We start from the raw sequence: 15417 nt of genomic DNA on the forward strand, positions 1-15417 counted from the left end.
CAATAATATGAAAGGGTATTTAGACGACCTTTTCATTGAGAGTAAGGGCTACATAGCCGCTTTAGAAGGAAAACGATTAGAAGAACTTGATGAAACTGATAACTTATTATCTGTTTCATCTTCTCAAGCTTTCCTGAAAAATTTATCTCTCACACTACAAGAGGCGCATCCGGAAACGGGTGCGCCTTATTGGCGTGTAAGATCTTGGGGATTATCCTGTTGGCAGCCAATCTATTTGGCGCTGATTTGTGTTTATCATTTAAAGAAAACACCGAAAAACCTAGACCAGTTACACCAATATCAGCAACACAATTACATCGCAGGATACGCGTTACCAGAAGGTGATTGGTTCCATGCTGAGCATCATGAACTGGTCGCTTATACGGCCGGAAAATTAGCCATTCTTTTTAATGCCTATGAAACAGCACATTTGGCTCTTCATGGAGGCCGGCAAACTCTGTATCGAGCATTATTGGCCGATCAAATTATGGATACCGTAGTGCTGGCGGATCCTTCCGCTTCGATAGAGGCCATGCGCCATGAATACGCACTTTGGGCCAAGCATTTAGATTTACCTTTAGCGCCACTAAACAGATTACAGCAAGACGCTGAGAAGGTGAGTTTCATACGACGAACCTGCTGTTTGCATTTTCGCCGTGACGATGGCGAAATCTGTGCTAACTGTCCTCGACAACATAAAAAGTCTCAGGAAACCCTATGTTTGAATTAACCAAGATTTTGATAGAAAGAAACCAAAGACGAATTTTGGACATTCCTCAATTAATGCTTCCCAGCGACAAGGTTACCGTCATCCTAGGGCATAATGGCTCAGGCAAAACCACCTTAATGCAATGTTTAGCCCGTCAAATGACAGCCGACAACGGACAGATTCATTTCAATAACCAAGCCTTGACGGATTTTTCACAGAGAACCTTGGCTCAGCAGATTGCTTTTTTACCTCAGCATTTACCCAGTTCGTCCGGCCTCACCGTAGAAGAACTTGTTCAATTAGGACGCTTCCCTTGGCGCGGAACATGGGGAAAACATCAGCAAGAAGATACCGAAATAGTACGCAACGCCATTCAACAAGTGGGTATCGAAAGCTATAGCAATCAATTTATAGAAGACTTATCTGGTGGAGAACGTCAGCGTGCTTGGATTGCTATGTTACTTGCTCAGCAGTCGCCAGTGTTGTTATTAGACGAACCGACTTCCGCATTGGACGTGGCTCATCAATATGAATTAATGAATTTGCTACAAACTCTAAACCGTGAAACAGGCCAAGGGATGATCCTCATTCTTCATGATATCAATCTTGCAGCCCGTTACGCCGATCACATATTAGCCATGAAACAAGGCAAGGTTCTTTTCCAAGGTGCACCAGATGCATTGATGGAAGCCAAACAATTGGAAGCCTTATACGGCGTACCAATGTCTCTCATTCCACACCCTCAACATGATTCTAAGGTGGCCATTGTATGTTAGTACTTACTTCTAAATTACCCCACATAAAGAAAGGGATTATTGCAATTCTATGTTGTGCTAGCAGCGCGTTATACGCTGACATCCGCATTGAAGACAGCCTTGGTGAGAAAGTCTTTGCCGAAGCACCAACACGAGTCGCCAGCTTAAACTGGGAGCTGACAGAAAACGTCATTGAACTGGGTGTTGAGCCTATTGCTGTGGCGGATATGAAAGGCTATGAAGAATGGGTAACACGACCAGCTTTACCAGCTTCCAGCCAAGACATAGGTGATAGAGCAGAGCCTAATTTAGAAAAACTCGCCCAACTCAAGCCGGATGTGATTCTAATTGGTGCGGCATTAGAAGGAATAAAATCAAGACTAGAAAAAATCGCGCCGGTTGTCTTTTTCAATACCTACCAGAAAGACCACAACAACGCAGAAGCCGCCGATCGAGTTTTCCTAACCATCGCCACCTTATTGGATAAACAAGACATTGCCACCGAAAAGCTAACAAACCGAGCAAAAGTACTCAATCAGCTTAAAGCCAAACTGGAAGCAAAATACCCAGAAGGCATGCCAAAAGTCGCCAGTATGCGATTTGCTAACACCACATCTGCTTACGTCTATGGCAAAAACGCCATGCCTGAATACGCACTTAATGCGCTCGGCATCGACAATGCTTTGTCACTTAAAAACACCCAATGGGGCGTAACTCAAAAGAAAATTAAATTCTTACGTTCCGTTGATGACAATGTGTTGCTCTACTTCCAACCTTTCTATGAAGAAGAGAAACTGAATGCGTCCCCATTATGGAAAGCCATGCCATTTGTTCAGCAAGGCAAAGTGGCACCTATCGCCTCCACTTGGACATACGGTGGCGCTATGTCACTACAATACTTAGCCGAAGCTATGACAGACGCACTGTTGTCACTTCCTAATGAAAACAACACTGGTAAATAATGAACACCATGAGTAATAGATTACAATACGGGGCGATGATCGCCCTGTGTTTGTTTGCTTTTAGCTTTTTGCAAATTGACTCAAACCTCAGCCTAATGACCCAATGGCAAATACTCCAAGGTCATGTAGAACAAGATTTCGACCAAATTGATTGGGCATTTTCACGCTTACCGCGATTGGCAATGGCATTGCTAGTAGGCGCTTGTATTGGCTTGATCGGCAGTGTTATTCAGCAACTCACTCGTAATCCTCTGCTATCACCCACCACACTCGGAACATCCAGTGGTGCTTGGTTAGGTTTGATTGTTTTATCTATTGCTTGGCCAGAAGGCCAAACTCATTATCAAGCCATGGCAGCTATGACAGGCTCCATCTTGGCGCTTTCTTTGGTGTTATTAATCAGTGGTATTCGCCAGCTCACAGGTTTATCCATTGTTCTCTCTGGAATGGCGGTGAACCTTCTATTTGGCGCTATAACCACTGCGCTCATTCTCTTAAATGAAGAATACGCGCAGAACTTATTTATTTGGGGAGCAGGGGATCTTAGCCAAAATGGCTGGGACAAATTTCATTGGTTATGGCCACACTGCTTGGTTGGTATTGCCATATTACTCTATGCAGGAAAACCGCTGACCTTATTACGCCTAGGGCAAAGCGGTGCGAAAGGCCGTGGCCTAAATGTCACTGCTCTTTTTCTAATATTAATGTTGTGTGGACTTTGGATGTTATCCGCCGCCATTACCATGGTGGGCGTTATTGGTTTCTTAGGTTTGGTGTCACCCAATCTGGCGCGATTAATTGGTGCTCGAACCGCCACCTCAGAGCTTTACTGGTCAAGCTTACTGGGTGCATTAATTCTTATCATGGCGGACAATTTGGCCTTGTTTATTGGTACATTCAGTTTCGATATCGTACCAACGGGACTCGCCACCGCATTGCTCGGTGCTCCAATGCTAATCTGGCTAATATTGCGCCAGAAAAACCAAGAAACGAATACCAGCTTTCAGACCATTCGTGGGCAATCACACCTGAGTCAAAAAGGCCTATGTTTTGTCTTTGCCTTACTCATTATGATTATTCTGCTTGGCATCTTTTCTCACTTTGAACTCGATCACTTTGTTTTGCACCTTCCCAATGAATTTAGCTGGGAACTAAAGTGGCCACGTTTATTATCCGCCTTATCTGCAGGAGCCGCCATGGCGGTATCTGGTGTGATTATGCAAAGGCTGATTCACAACCCATTGGCGAGCCCAGATTTACTTGGTCTGTCTGCTGGGGCCGTATTAGCCATGGTGGGATTCAGTGCTTACTTTGGCATTCGTATGGGGCAACTTGGCCCGCTGGTTGCCTTTGTTGGTAGTATGACAGTGCTGTTTATTCTGCTTCTATTAGGTCGTCGTTTCCGCTTCGCAGCCGCGCCAATGATACTTACTGGTGTGGCCTTGTCTGCCTTAATAGAAACACTGGTTCAATTTAGTCTAATGAAAGGTACAGATGAAGTTTACGACATTTTGCGTTGGCTCGCAGGTTCTACTTATCGAGTGACACCCGATCAAGCCGTACTCTTATGTGTGGTCAGTAGCGTGTTGATATTGCTCAGTCTTAGTTTGCACAAAGTACTCACCCTTATGTCTATGGGGAAAGTAACGGCCGCCGCTCGTGGCGTTGCGGTACGACCAAACTTTGTATTATTACTCATGCTGGCCGCCGCTTTATGTGCATCTGTTACTGCCTTACTTGGCCCTATTGTGTTTATCAGCATTGTGGCTCCACACTTAGCGAGCCTGTTAGGTGCTCGAACTGTGTTATCACAACTGTCTGTTTCTGCTTTGCTTGGTGCCAGCTTACTGCAATTCTCTGATTGGCTAGGACAAACCCTTATCCACCCTAATCAATTGGCAGCAGGAACCATGGTGGCGATTATCGGTGGGGCGTATTTTACTCTCATCCTACTTAGGAATCGTAGAAGTCTTAATCGCTAGCTTTTCGATAGCAGCTCCTAGCTTAATTACTGATATAAAGGCTGTAACCTTAATACAACCTCCGCTCAGTAAGATGTATTATGAACAAGCAGCACAGTGTCGATCCAATAGGGAACCTACATGTCATCCGTAACCAATCTATTCTTAGTTAGACACGGCCAAACCGAGTGGAATAAAGAACACCGGCTACAAGGCCATAAAAACTCACCCCTGACACAAAAGGGCAAAGAACAAGCTCTAAACACCAAACACGCTTTGCAAGGTTATGAAATACATAAAGCCTATGTCAGCCCTTTGCAGCGGGCTCAAGACACTCTCGAACTCATCATTGATCAACGAGATATAGATGTTGTTATTTCAAACAACTTAAAAGAAATTAACCTTGGACCTTGGGAAGGAAAAACAAAACCGGAAACCTTATTATCTGATCCTCAGCAATACCATTACTTTTGGCAAGAACAAGACAAATTCAATTTAGCTGGCGCGGAAACCTACCAACAACTACAGGATCGAGTCGTCTCCGAATTACAGGCGATTTTTTCAAAAGAGAAGGGGAAGAACATATTGATAGTGTCCCATTGGATCGCCATCAAAGCCGCTGTCGCCTATTATAAATCCACACCACTTAGTGACTTATCCTCCTTACCTGACCCTAAAAATGGTGAATACACCATTTTGTCTGAGCTAAATACACAGATAAAAAAAAGCGGTTAGAGTTTTCACTCTAACCGCTTTTTTTGATTCAACCTTAATGTGGGATCCCGTAATTCGAGAACTCAGTTGCTCACGTAATTGCTGACGAGTTCAAGGATTATGGAATTTTCAATTTACTTAAAATCCTGTAATCCTTAGCCTAAACCACAAGGAATCCCGTAATTTGAGAACTAGAGAGATTACTCTAGTCTTGCTTTCTGCTTCACTACGTATGGATGAAACTCACTATGCAGTAGCCTTACTTTACCTAGCGAAGTCTTCAACTCAATGCCCATTAAGACAAGAATATCCCTGTTTCCCTGTGTTTGGCGTTTGTCTACTGATTTAAGCCTATGGTTCAGCTCATAATCTTCAGAAAAATTAACATAATCATGATCACTAATACCCATTACGTTCTCCCTGTAAAAGGCAATTGTCGAATTACAATTGCCAGCTGATTGATATTAGTTCAGAAACATAATTTTGCCATGTTGAACTAGGTAATGAACTAATTGGACAGAGCGGAAAGGTGATCAGCTATAAGCTGCACATTAGCTAGATATTGTCTTTCATATACTTTCTGTCGAAGTGGTACTTTCCATTGCTCATCAATAGGGTAAATTTCTCGATCAGCTAAATGCTTCATTAACGCTTTTGAGCTGATTTGAGCCCGCTTAGCTAACTTCGCTAGCAAAACGTATCGCTCTCGGAAGTCATCAATACCTTTCTGAGACACCCACTTCAAAGTAGTACCATTTTTCGATTGAGTTTCAATCAACCCAGTATCAACTAATTGATAGGTGAATTGCTGTTGAAGGCCAAGCAATTTCGCTGTTACTGGTATGCTCAGTAAATTATCGACAGCCTTATAACCTTCATACCACTCTTTAAAATCACTCTTATCGAACAACATAGACGGTAAACCAGATGCACCTTTTAACCTAGCAGATACTTTTAAATCTTTTGCCTCAATCGCTCTCAACAAAGTTATTAGCGAGTTTTCTATTTGACCGCCAAAGTATTTAAGCAATTCAGAGAACGTCCAATAATCTCCAGACAACTCCGTAAGATCTTGAAGAAATAAGCTCCTATATCTAAGAATTTCATCCTTTGAAAACTGCCAAATGGATTTCCCGTAAGTATTCGGTTTAATCATCACATCGAAGCATCCGCTTTCCTGTAACTTATAAAACTGAAGTTTTGTGACACCAAGGATAGAAGCTGATTGCTTGGCACAAATGAGGTCTTTAATTCTATAAAGCCTAGCTTCCAAATCTGGTTTATAGATCAACGTGAACTGCCTACTTTCTATTACAGTCACTTTACTACAGACAAGGTTTTGCTTTATTGCACTACTAAGCTCGCTCTTATTGAGATCATAGTCACGACAAGCTGTTTGGAAGGGGATCCATGGATGAGAATCTAAAGTTTTCTTATCAAAATGATGATTTTTTTTCGTCAGTGGTTTTTCCCAATATTTATTTATGTACCGCTCAAGATAGTCTTTATAAGGCTGAAAACATGCTTGAGGAAAACTCAAATAAAAAGATCGGTAAAATTTGATAAATAGGTCAGTTCCGTCAGAGCTACAACCCAAAGCATGCAACCGCTTTAGAAAGTTATGGTAACCTGCATGCCCCGAAAATAAGGCTTCGGCGACATCTTTCATATTGTCTTTAGCGGTCTGCATATCTCGTAAACTAGTACTAATCCCTGATCTAGAAATCATCCTATTACGAAGCCATTTAGAAAAGAAATTAAGAAGAACTATTCGATCTTCCTTGTTCAATACTTCATGGCCATTAAACAAGGATAAGTTCGTACCTCTAGGCTGTAAGGCTCCTTCAAAGAATAATTGCATAGATAGAACATCCCTAGAGACTTTCTCAACATCAGTTTCTGTAATATCAGCACCACAACTACAAAACCTAACCTTTGAACTTTTAGTAGATACTGCCTTACCACATAAATAACAATGATCATGAAGCCATATTTTATGCTCTAAACACGCTACTGATGTTTTGTAGCGCCAATGGACTTTAAAGTAGCCATAATCTCGGATACATAAAGGACAAAACCGCAATTTTTGAGGTACAAAATAGCCAACCTTTAGAGCTAATACTTCTTTCACAACAGGATTATTAAGGTCACACCTAGCCCACTTAGTATTAGCCAATACAGGATAAAGGTTATGGGGTGAACTAACACTGAGTGTTTTACTACCCCTAGCATTGAGCCAATGAAAAAACGTATACTCATTCAGTTCCGCAATTCTAATAAGGTAACCAAATGGGTCTTCATCTGCCTTCATAGCTGGATGTATAAGAGGTTCAATTAAAAAGGAAACTATCGGCTTCATAATGTAAGCCTCTCTTCTGAAGAGACTGACATTCGGTGAAAGGGCATACCTATTCTGTCTAGTTTGTGATGTACAAAGTTTTCATTAAATGGATTCAGTTTCCCAACACCCTCAACCCAGATACATTCAGTAAAAGCGACCTGAAAGCATTCTTTTTTCAAGCCGTTGTAATTCATTTTTGCGGTCTGTTCATAGGCACCAATAAAGAGCTTCACTAAGTAATCAATGATTCCGTTAGTCGCGAAATAAAGAGACTTAATTAAGCTCTTATCCCTTAGATCAATACTTTCAGGTAGCCCTATTTTTTCATCCAGTATACGTATTACGCCAATAAGGCTTTCACGAGACTCTTTTTCATTAATATCAAAAGGCCGTATATCAATCCTTCGACTAAACCGCCTTCTTAGCTGCTCATTAACCTTTAGAATTTCTTCACTGCGATCTAATCCCATCAAGACGGTCGATACTTTAGCTTTATCAATAACCGTTTTTAACCAATCAGATACTTCATAGGGTGTTCGACGTTTACCTTGATCTATGAAATGTTGTAATTCATCGAAGATCACCATTTTCACTTCACACATTTCTAGGTAGTTTAATATTCGGTTGGTTTTTTCTATTGCTGAACCTTTATTAAATTGAGGGTCACCGAGTTGAATCAGCATTTCTTCCGCTATATTTTTGACCGTTGGTACAGATGGTGTATCTACAACCAAAATAGGTATAACTAACTTTTCACTGCCTCTCACTCTAGGGTAGGTAAGCTTCATTTTTTCTTTAAGTGTCGATTTTCCAGTACCAGATTGCCCCACACAAATAATATTTTGAGGAGTATCAACGTAAGTTTTCATTTGATAAGAATCAACAATTGCTTGATAAGCCTTATCAAACTGAGGGTGATTAATAACCAACTTTCTAAGTGAAGCTAGCTTCTGATATTGCTCTATTGAAAAGTTCATTGGCTACCCCTTCCTTTCTGTTACAGAAAAAGAAGGGATTTCATCAATATCCCAGTCATCTATGCTGTTTTCATGACTGGAGACCTTCATTTGATTTGGAGTCCAAGCAAGGCTCTGAGGGTGTTTTTGTAATGTTTCAGAATTATCTCTAGCGGCTTTTCTACGCTCTCTCAGTAACTTATGTTTGCTCTTCTGCTCAATTTTTTGCCTAAACCGTTCCTTGCTATGCATTAAAGATTCGTTATCTTGATCAGATGCACCTTGAGCACGAGCTTCAGCTCTAATCTGGAGATGTTGTCGTAATGTTAGCCCTTCTGAATACTCATGATCTATACACGGAACCTTTAAATAGTCACCTTCAAATTCATCATAAACCCATATAAAGCCTAAGTTTTCTTTGTCAAATCTGAACTTAACCTTTATAGACTCTCCACCACGACATCTAAATAGCCGAAGGTCTGCTGAGTTAAAAAACAGTCCTTTAAATTCAATACCACGGTGACTTAACACTCTCTCGTCTTCTGTTGTAAGAATCAGGTCTAATTGTTCTTTGCTTGCTGGCAACATTGGTTCAATTCTTTGTAATCCTGCATTCCAAAGTGCGAAGGGCGTTCTTTGAGTAACTTTATGAGTTTTCTGGTTATAAATGTTCACAATCCATTCATGAACAAGCTCCTTTAAATCATCAAGTGTGATTCTAGCTTCTCGGACAGAATCATAGTCACCACGAAGGTTGATATTTGAAAATGAGGTTCCTGGCAAACGATGACACACATCTCGATTCAAAGTACCTAAGAATCTCTCAACAGCTCCTTTATATTCTGGCATTGCTTTTGGGCAGAATTGTAAATCTATATCCAATTCTCCACACATGCGTCTCAATTGAAGCGAGTGAAATTCCAAGCCGTTATCACAAATCAACATGGCTGGCTTACCATACGCAGGCCACGAATACTTGATATCTGGATATATTTTCTTAATGTAACTCTTTGGCATTATCGAATTGCGCAGCGCACGCATCACAGATATTTCAGAAGGAGGTTCAAACCCAATTTCTAGCCCTAAAGGCATTCTTGAAAACCTATCAAGAAGAAGTGTTAAATATGGACGCCCATCGGCAACACCGGTTTCTGGGTTCAAGATATGAACGTCCATTGGAGTATGGTCAACTTCTATTCTTTCCAAAATATTCTTTGGTTGAGCACCCATTCCTGTCGCTCTGAATGCTTTATCTGCGGCTCGTTTCCCCTCTCGCGCAGCCATTGCATCATACTTATCAAAACTCGCCAGCATTCGATAAAATGAAGACCTGCTCAATATAGGCAAAGGTATTTCCCGTGCTTTATTTAATAGGGTAAGGCGAGCAACTAATGCATCATAAGTTGCTTGTTTAGTAAGCTTCTGCCGTGTGAGAAATACATCTTCAACCACTTTCTCTAGCTCCTGATAAACTACCCCTTTAAATTTCCTTATACCTGTGGAGCCTGAGGGTTTATTAGCCAAAACACGAATATTGTAATCAGCATTGCGCCAGTCTCTCCACCACCGATAAACACTAGATACACTTGGGCTTGTAGTATCCGCTAATTGATCTGATACCTTATCTATCACCTTTTGAAGCTTGTCTTTTTGAGGTGCGTTACCAAGTAAATCTCTAGCAGTTTTAACATATAGGTATTTACGCATGATCTGCTGCTGACTTTTTTCAGAAACACCACTTAGATCTATCTCACTTCTGAGTGCAGAAGACGGAGTAACATTTTTCCCATCTAAAACCAGATCACCATCATAAAAAGCACTGATCAATTCCTCTTTTGTTTTCATAACGATAGCTAAATCAGATCGTCGCTCAAGATAACATTCACCACCTTCAAGAATACGACTAACTGTGAATGGGATTTCGTTCAAAGTTAGGCGCAGTCCGGTATTTAAAGAGGCAAGTTTCATCATTAAACTCCTTAGGAACAGTTAGTAGGGTATTGAGGCAAAGTAATTGATCAAGATTGATCCTAATGTGGCCTTGGGCAATCAATGAATAGGCTGTATTGAGAGAGCCAGTGAACTCAGACAGGTCGCTTATATCTACGCAATCGCTCTGCTGTATGAATGTGGTCGCAGCATTAACTAACTCAGGGTTAAATTTGAGTGATAGATATGGCCTTAAGAGCGCAAGATTACTTTGTCGAGTAGGTTGATTAAGCTCTTCATCGGTTATCACAATGAATTGACAATCTTGTTTATGAAAAAACTCAGATATATCTCGTAATTTCATCTTCAAAGAATCATTTTTTAGTTTAGAGGCTGGTTTGATCTCAACGTAAACACGCTCACCACCACTTAAAATCAACTCGAAGTCAGGGGTGTATCTCCTGAAATAGCCATCACTAGGAAAATAGATAGTCAGTGGTTGTTCTCTATAGCTAATAACACAAGAAGAGAATTCAAATAAGAAACAAGCTCGCTTTTCTAATTGTGACTCCCAAGCAATTTGGCTATTCATCTTTGTTGATGGAAAGAAGCCGACAACTTTACCCGCTGTTGGTCTTACAGGCTCTCGAACTCTTGCAATAGGTGGCTGAGAAGCAATATTTAGATTCAGCCGAGTACCTCGTCTAGCTCCAATAGGAACTACGATATTTTTTGAAGACATAAAAATCCCTTACCTATATTGGCAATAAAATTTACTGTTTTTGGTTAGGTATGTTCTGAGGTCTTGACGTGCCAAGTAGGGAAGGGGGATACTGCTCATTCTCAGGTGATAAGTATCTTCTTATCCAGACAGGGCGGGGCAAACCTTACGGGGCGTCCCGTTGTGTTTTCAAACCATTCAAATACTCCTAATTTCTATTCTTGGCTTCGTATGAGCCTTTCCACTGAGTTTCAGCGTATTTCGAATAATATCTATCTGCTCGATACTTAAAGCTCCTAGATGTCTACGTATATCTCTCATTAGGGTATATTCTTCAGGTGTTGCATCTTCAGGAAGCCGTATGGTTCTTTTAGATTGATCAACATAGTCCCAAAGCAATTCCTGCTCTTGGGCGTCTAGGTTCAATTCATTGATAAGTTTTTCTAAGACAAATTTAGATGGTGGGCCTTTCTTGCCATTTTCAATAGCACTGACATAGCATGAGTTCACTCCGAGTCGATCAGCCAACTGGACTTGTTGCAAATGGCGATTTCGCCTTAAAGACTCAAGATATAGTCCAAATGGTGTCATCAGGTAGAACCTCTCTAAGCTCAAAGGCTTTAAGTATTATTCTAAAAGCAGCATGATTTATTTCAGATTAAGAATTACTTAAACTATTTTCAATGTTTTTTTATAAAAAAATCAATAAAAATCAAATAGTTATATTTTTTGATGTATCATTTTTTTTACTTTGATAAATCAAAATATGTAATTTTCAGGTTCCCTTCCTTATGATTTATAAAAGTTTTAAAAACCAAAAATGACTAAAATGAATTTTATATGAATTAATAGTCACTAATTAATATTCATATATTTCATTATTCTATAGACTTTCAGTGGAGTCAGTGACTAAAATACACCAAACAAACATCAAATGGTCACTATTAATGGGTTACGGTAATGCAATCTGATGAAACACTTGAAATCGCAAGACTAGCATTAGAAGGTAAGACTTCAGATGTAAGGCTATACTTAGCAAAGCTTGTTAGAAAAGAGCGTAAGGACAACCCTAAACTAGCAGAACAAATTGAAACACTACTAAGAATTGACCCTGCTAGATCAAATCGAGTTCTTCGAAAAAATGAAACAAAACATATCAATGAGGAGCTCAGCCAAAATGAAGACCTATCTATTTTACACTCTACCTCTAACCCAACAAATCAAGAGCCTCTCCTGAGCCAAGAATTAAAGGCACAACTTGATCAAATATTATCTGAGAGAGAACATACGCAACAACTAAAGCAAAAAGGTTTAAAGGCAACTAGCTCTGTAGTATTTCAAGGCCCACCTGGTGTGGGAAAAACTATGACTGCTAATTGGTTAGCATCTAAATTAGAACTACCTCTATATATTTTAGACCTTACATCTGTAATGAGTAGCTTACTTGGAAAAACGGGAAACAATCTTAAGCGAGTTCTTGATTTTGCAAAAAATCAGCCATGTGTCCTATTTCTTGATGAAATAGATGCAATAGCAAAAAAGCGTAGTGATGAGTCCGATGTAGGGGAACTTAAACGGCTAGTAAATATTTTACTGCAAGAAATTGAAGATTGGCCAGAAACAGGGCTATTAATCGCAGCAACAAACCATCCAGAGCTAGTAGATCCTGCATTATGGAGACGGTTTGATTTGGATATCGCTTTTAACTTACCAGATGAGTCTAATATAAGATCCTCTATCATTGAGTTTTTAGGCTCCGATTTAAAAGACTTTAATCATTTAATAGAGTTACTGGTCGACAGCCAAAAAGGTGAGTCATATAGTAATATAAAAAGGACAATCAATAGGTTAAGAAAACTAAAAATATTAAACCCTACTGAATTCGAATCATCAGGAATAAAGTACCTAATACCCAACTTAGAGACTTTATCAAGACAAGAAAGAATTGCCTTTGCAACTAAACTAGTCTCAGACTTTTCATTTCCAAAGCAGACAGCAGCGAAATTGCTTGGAGTTAGTAGAGACACTATTAGAAAAAAAATTGCTGCCTCTCACACATAAGGACTTGTTATGCAAAAAACAAACTACCTAATAGGCAAAGCAGAAGAGCTAGCCAGAATAACCCCTCCACCAAAAATGGACCCTCAAAGTAGAGACCTTTATACTGTTGAGGAGGTGGTTCAAAGGCTAAAGCCTCAGATACACCAAGTAAATAAAGAGTTATCTTCACTAGATAGTAGTTTGTGCCCTAGAGGGTATTCTGTCACAAAAATGACTCTTCACCCATCTTTCTTGGCAAAAGGGCATTTTCCTAAACAATTACTTAGGGAAATGGGCGTTAGAGCTATAGGTAGTTTGGCGTCAGAAGTAAAACCGGATAAATGGATGCGAAAAGGAGAGCCTAAACTCTCTCCTTCTACAAGTTTTTTTATCGCTGGAAAAATAAAGAACTTTGAAGAGTTTGAAAAAAAACTACAAAATTTTACGGAAGACTCTTATGCCGCCAAGGATCTAATGAAAATATGGAGTTTTGAAAATATACCAGCACCTTCAAAATTACGAAAGAACCAATCATCCAAACCAGGCTATTTTGAAGTAGGAATACAGTTTATACCTGGAGGAACATCAGATTTTATAAAACAGTCTTTCCTTGAATACGCTACTGATCTTGACTTCACAACTAAAGATGAACTATCTCTAGAAGTCTCAAATCTATGGTTTATTCCTATTATTGGAAGCTATAAAAATTTAGAAAAACTTGCCAAACACTCTTTTGTAAGAGTAATTAGGCCGATAGCTCCTCTGAGGTCATTTCGACCTCTAGTAAGATCTACGCCTGGTTCATCTAAGGCAAAGCTACCATTAACTCCTCCTTTAGCTTCAGATGTAAATGTTGCAATCCTAGATGGTGGGCTACCAATCAATCACTCAATATCTCCTTGGTTAAATAATTACCACTTATCAGACCCATCATCAAATGATTGCGAAGGGGGAACAGACCATGGTTTAGCAGTTACATCAGCATTCTTATTCGGACCACTAAGTAGTTCAGTTGAAGCCTCAAGACCATACTCATTTGTTGATCATCATAGAGTTTTAGATAGTAAAATAAATAATGAAGATCCTCTTGAGCTTTATAGAACTTTAACGCATATAGAAGATATCTTAATCTCTAGACAATATGAATTTATCAATATTAGCCTTGGCCCAGATTTACCTATAGATGATGATGACATTCATCCATGGACTTCATTACTAGACTCTTATCTAGCTGATGGAGAAACCTTTTTGACAATTGCAGCTGGAAATAATGGACAAGGAGACAATCAGCTTGGTTTAAATAGGATCCAAGTCCCATCAGATAGTGTAAACGCTATTGCAGTTGGGGCCTCCGACAGTATATCTGCCAATTGGAAAAAAGCTGCATATAGCGCTATTGGTCCAGGTAGAGCACCAGGCAGAATTAAGCCTGATCTCCTAGCTTTCGGAGGATCTCAACAAGAATATTTCCATGTTTTAAGTGCCGATTTAGATTCCCCCACAATAACTCCTCAACAAGGAACAAGCTTTGCCTCACCATATTTATTAAGGAAAGCAGTTGGAATTCGAGCCTTATTTGGACATAACATTAGCCCTCTTGTAATCAAAGCCCTTCTGATCAACTCCGCTCAACAAAATCAACAAAAAACACAGGAAATTGGATGGGGGAAAGTGATAGATGAAGTCGATAGCTTAATACAATCCCCCCCAGGAGTAGCTAAAATTGTCTATCAAGGAGAGCTAACACCAGGAAAATATTTAAGAGTCCCTCTTCCATTGCCAAAGAGTGGGATTATGGGAATGGTCAAGATTAAAGCTACCTGCTGCTTTTCAACTCAAGTAGACCCTCAAGATACTTCAATGTATACAAAAGCAGGAGTTGAAATAGGCTGGAAGCCTAAAAAAGGACAAAAGTCAGAGTCATTCTTTATGCAAGTAAAAAAAGCTACGGAGGCTGAGTTAAGAAGAGATGCAGCTAAATGGGAAACTGTTCTACATGCCGAAAAAAGAAAAAATGGTAGTTTACTGGATGAACCAGCATTTGAATTACATTACATGGCTAGGAATTCTGGTGCAGATATAAATGCATCCGCTGCAGAAATTATCAAATATGCTTTCGTAGTGACATTAGAAGCACCTAAGCATAAGTCTATATTTACTGATATTTTGGAAACATATTCAGACATTCTTACTGAAATTGAGCCTAGGATAACTACAAATATCGAACTCGATATTTAAAATATAAGTTATTAATTAAAAAGCCGCTTTAATAGCGGCTTTTTAATTAATAACACTTAGAAACTTCAGTTCACGAATTACGGGACGTCAG

Annotated in this window: 13 protein-coding genes; 7 read left to right on the forward strand and 6 right to left on the reverse strand. The window is 39.8% G+C overall.

The window, feature by feature from the left end:
• Nucleotides 1–7 precede the first annotated feature (7 nt).
• The 5 genes from ACMUMQ_RS08515 (at nucleotide 8) to ACMUMQ_RS08535 (ending at nucleotide 5122) form a co-directional block, all read left to right on the forward strand.
• Entirely contained in the window at nucleotides 8–730 is a 723-nt protein-coding gene (locus ACMUMQ_RS08515) for a siderophore ferric iron reductase (protein ID WP_414681563.1), read from the forward strand.
• Entirely contained in the window at nucleotides 718–1485 is a 768-nt protein-coding gene (locus ACMUMQ_RS08520) for an ABC transporter ATP-binding protein (RefSeq protein WP_414681564.1), read from the forward strand. Before ACMUMQ_RS08515 ends, ACMUMQ_RS08520 begins: the two co-directional genes overlap by 13 nt.
• A complete protein-coding gene (locus ACMUMQ_RS08525; RefSeq protein ID WP_414681565.1) occupies nucleotides 1479–2426 on the forward strand; it encodes an iron-siderophore ABC transporter substrate-binding protein in 948 nt (315 codons plus the stop codon). Before ACMUMQ_RS08520 ends, ACMUMQ_RS08525 begins: the two co-directional genes overlap by 7 nt.
• Nucleotides 2427–2434: 8 nt before the next feature.
• On the forward strand, nucleotides 2435–4408 hold the full coding sequence (gene fhuB, locus ACMUMQ_RS08530) for a Fe(3+)-hydroxamate ABC transporter permease FhuB (RefSeq protein WP_414681566.1): 1974 nt from the start codon (nucleotides 2435–2437) through the stop codon (nucleotides 4406–4408).
• Between the two features lie 120 nt (nucleotides 4409–4528).
• Nucleotides 4529–5122 carry a histidine phosphatase family protein gene (locus ACMUMQ_RS08535; protein ID WP_414681567.1) on the forward strand — a complete coding sequence of 198 codons (594 nt, stop codon included), beginning with the start codon at nucleotides 4529–4531 and terminating at the stop codon, nucleotides 5120–5122.
• Between the two features lie 179 nt (nucleotides 5123–5301).
• On the opposite strand, the gene ACMUMQ_RS08540 is transcribed toward ACMUMQ_RS08535, so the two are convergent.
• From ACMUMQ_RS08540 to relB, 6 genes are all read right to left on the reverse strand, one after another.
• Nucleotides 5302–5511: a hypothetical protein gene (locus tag ACMUMQ_RS08540; RefSeq protein ID WP_414681568.1), complete on the reverse strand. Its 210-nt coding sequence runs from the start codon at nucleotides 5509–5511 to the stop codon at nucleotides 5302–5304.
• A gap of 98 nt (nucleotides 5512–5609) precedes the next feature.
• Entirely contained in the window at nucleotides 5610–7460 is a 1851-nt protein-coding gene (locus ACMUMQ_RS08545; protein WP_414681569.1) for a TniQ family protein, read from the reverse strand.
• Entirely contained in the window at nucleotides 7457–8419 is a 963-nt protein-coding gene (locus tag ACMUMQ_RS08550; RefSeq protein ID WP_414681570.1) for a TniB family NTP-binding protein, read from the reverse strand. The genes ACMUMQ_RS08545 and ACMUMQ_RS08550 overlap by 4 nt, the downstream gene beginning before the upstream one ends.
• Nucleotides 8420–8422: 3 nt before the next feature.
• Nucleotides 8423–10369 carry a TnsB C-terminal domain-containing protein gene (locus ACMUMQ_RS08555; RefSeq protein ID WP_414681571.1) on the reverse strand — a complete coding sequence of 649 codons (1947 nt, stop codon included), beginning with the start codon at nucleotides 10367–10369 and terminating at the stop codon, nucleotides 8423–8425.
• Entirely contained in the window at nucleotides 10302–11069 is a 768-nt protein-coding gene (locus tag ACMUMQ_RS08560) for a TnsA endonuclease N-terminal domain-containing protein (RefSeq protein WP_414681572.1), read from the reverse strand. Before ACMUMQ_RS08560 ends, ACMUMQ_RS08555 begins: the two co-directional genes overlap by 68 nt.
• A gap of 177 nt (nucleotides 11070–11246) precedes the next feature.
• A complete protein-coding gene (gene relB, locus ACMUMQ_RS08565) occupies nucleotides 11247–11639 on the reverse strand; it encodes a type II toxin-antitoxin system RelB family anti-toxin (RefSeq protein ID WP_414681573.1) in 393 nt (130 codons plus the stop codon).
• Between the two features lie 369 nt (nucleotides 11640–12008).
• On the opposite strand from relB, the gene ACMUMQ_RS08570 reads away from it, so the two are divergent.
• Nucleotides 12009–13109, forward strand: coding sequence for an AAA family ATPase (locus tag ACMUMQ_RS08570; protein ID WP_414681574.1), 1101 nt, complete (start codon nucleotides 12009–12011; stop codon nucleotides 13107–13109).
• Nucleotides 13110–13118: 9 nt separating this feature from the next.
• Nucleotides 13119–15326: a S8 family peptidase gene (locus tag ACMUMQ_RS08575; protein WP_414681575.1), complete on the forward strand. Its 2208-nt coding sequence runs from the start codon at nucleotides 13119–13121 to the stop codon at nucleotides 15324–15326.
• The last annotated feature ends 91 nt before the right edge of the window (nucleotides 15327–15417 follow it).

This window comes from Marinomonas algae (assembly GCF_047525555.1).
Lineage (GTDB): Bacteria > Pseudomonadota > Gammaproteobacteria > Pseudomonadales > Marinomonadaceae > Marinomonas.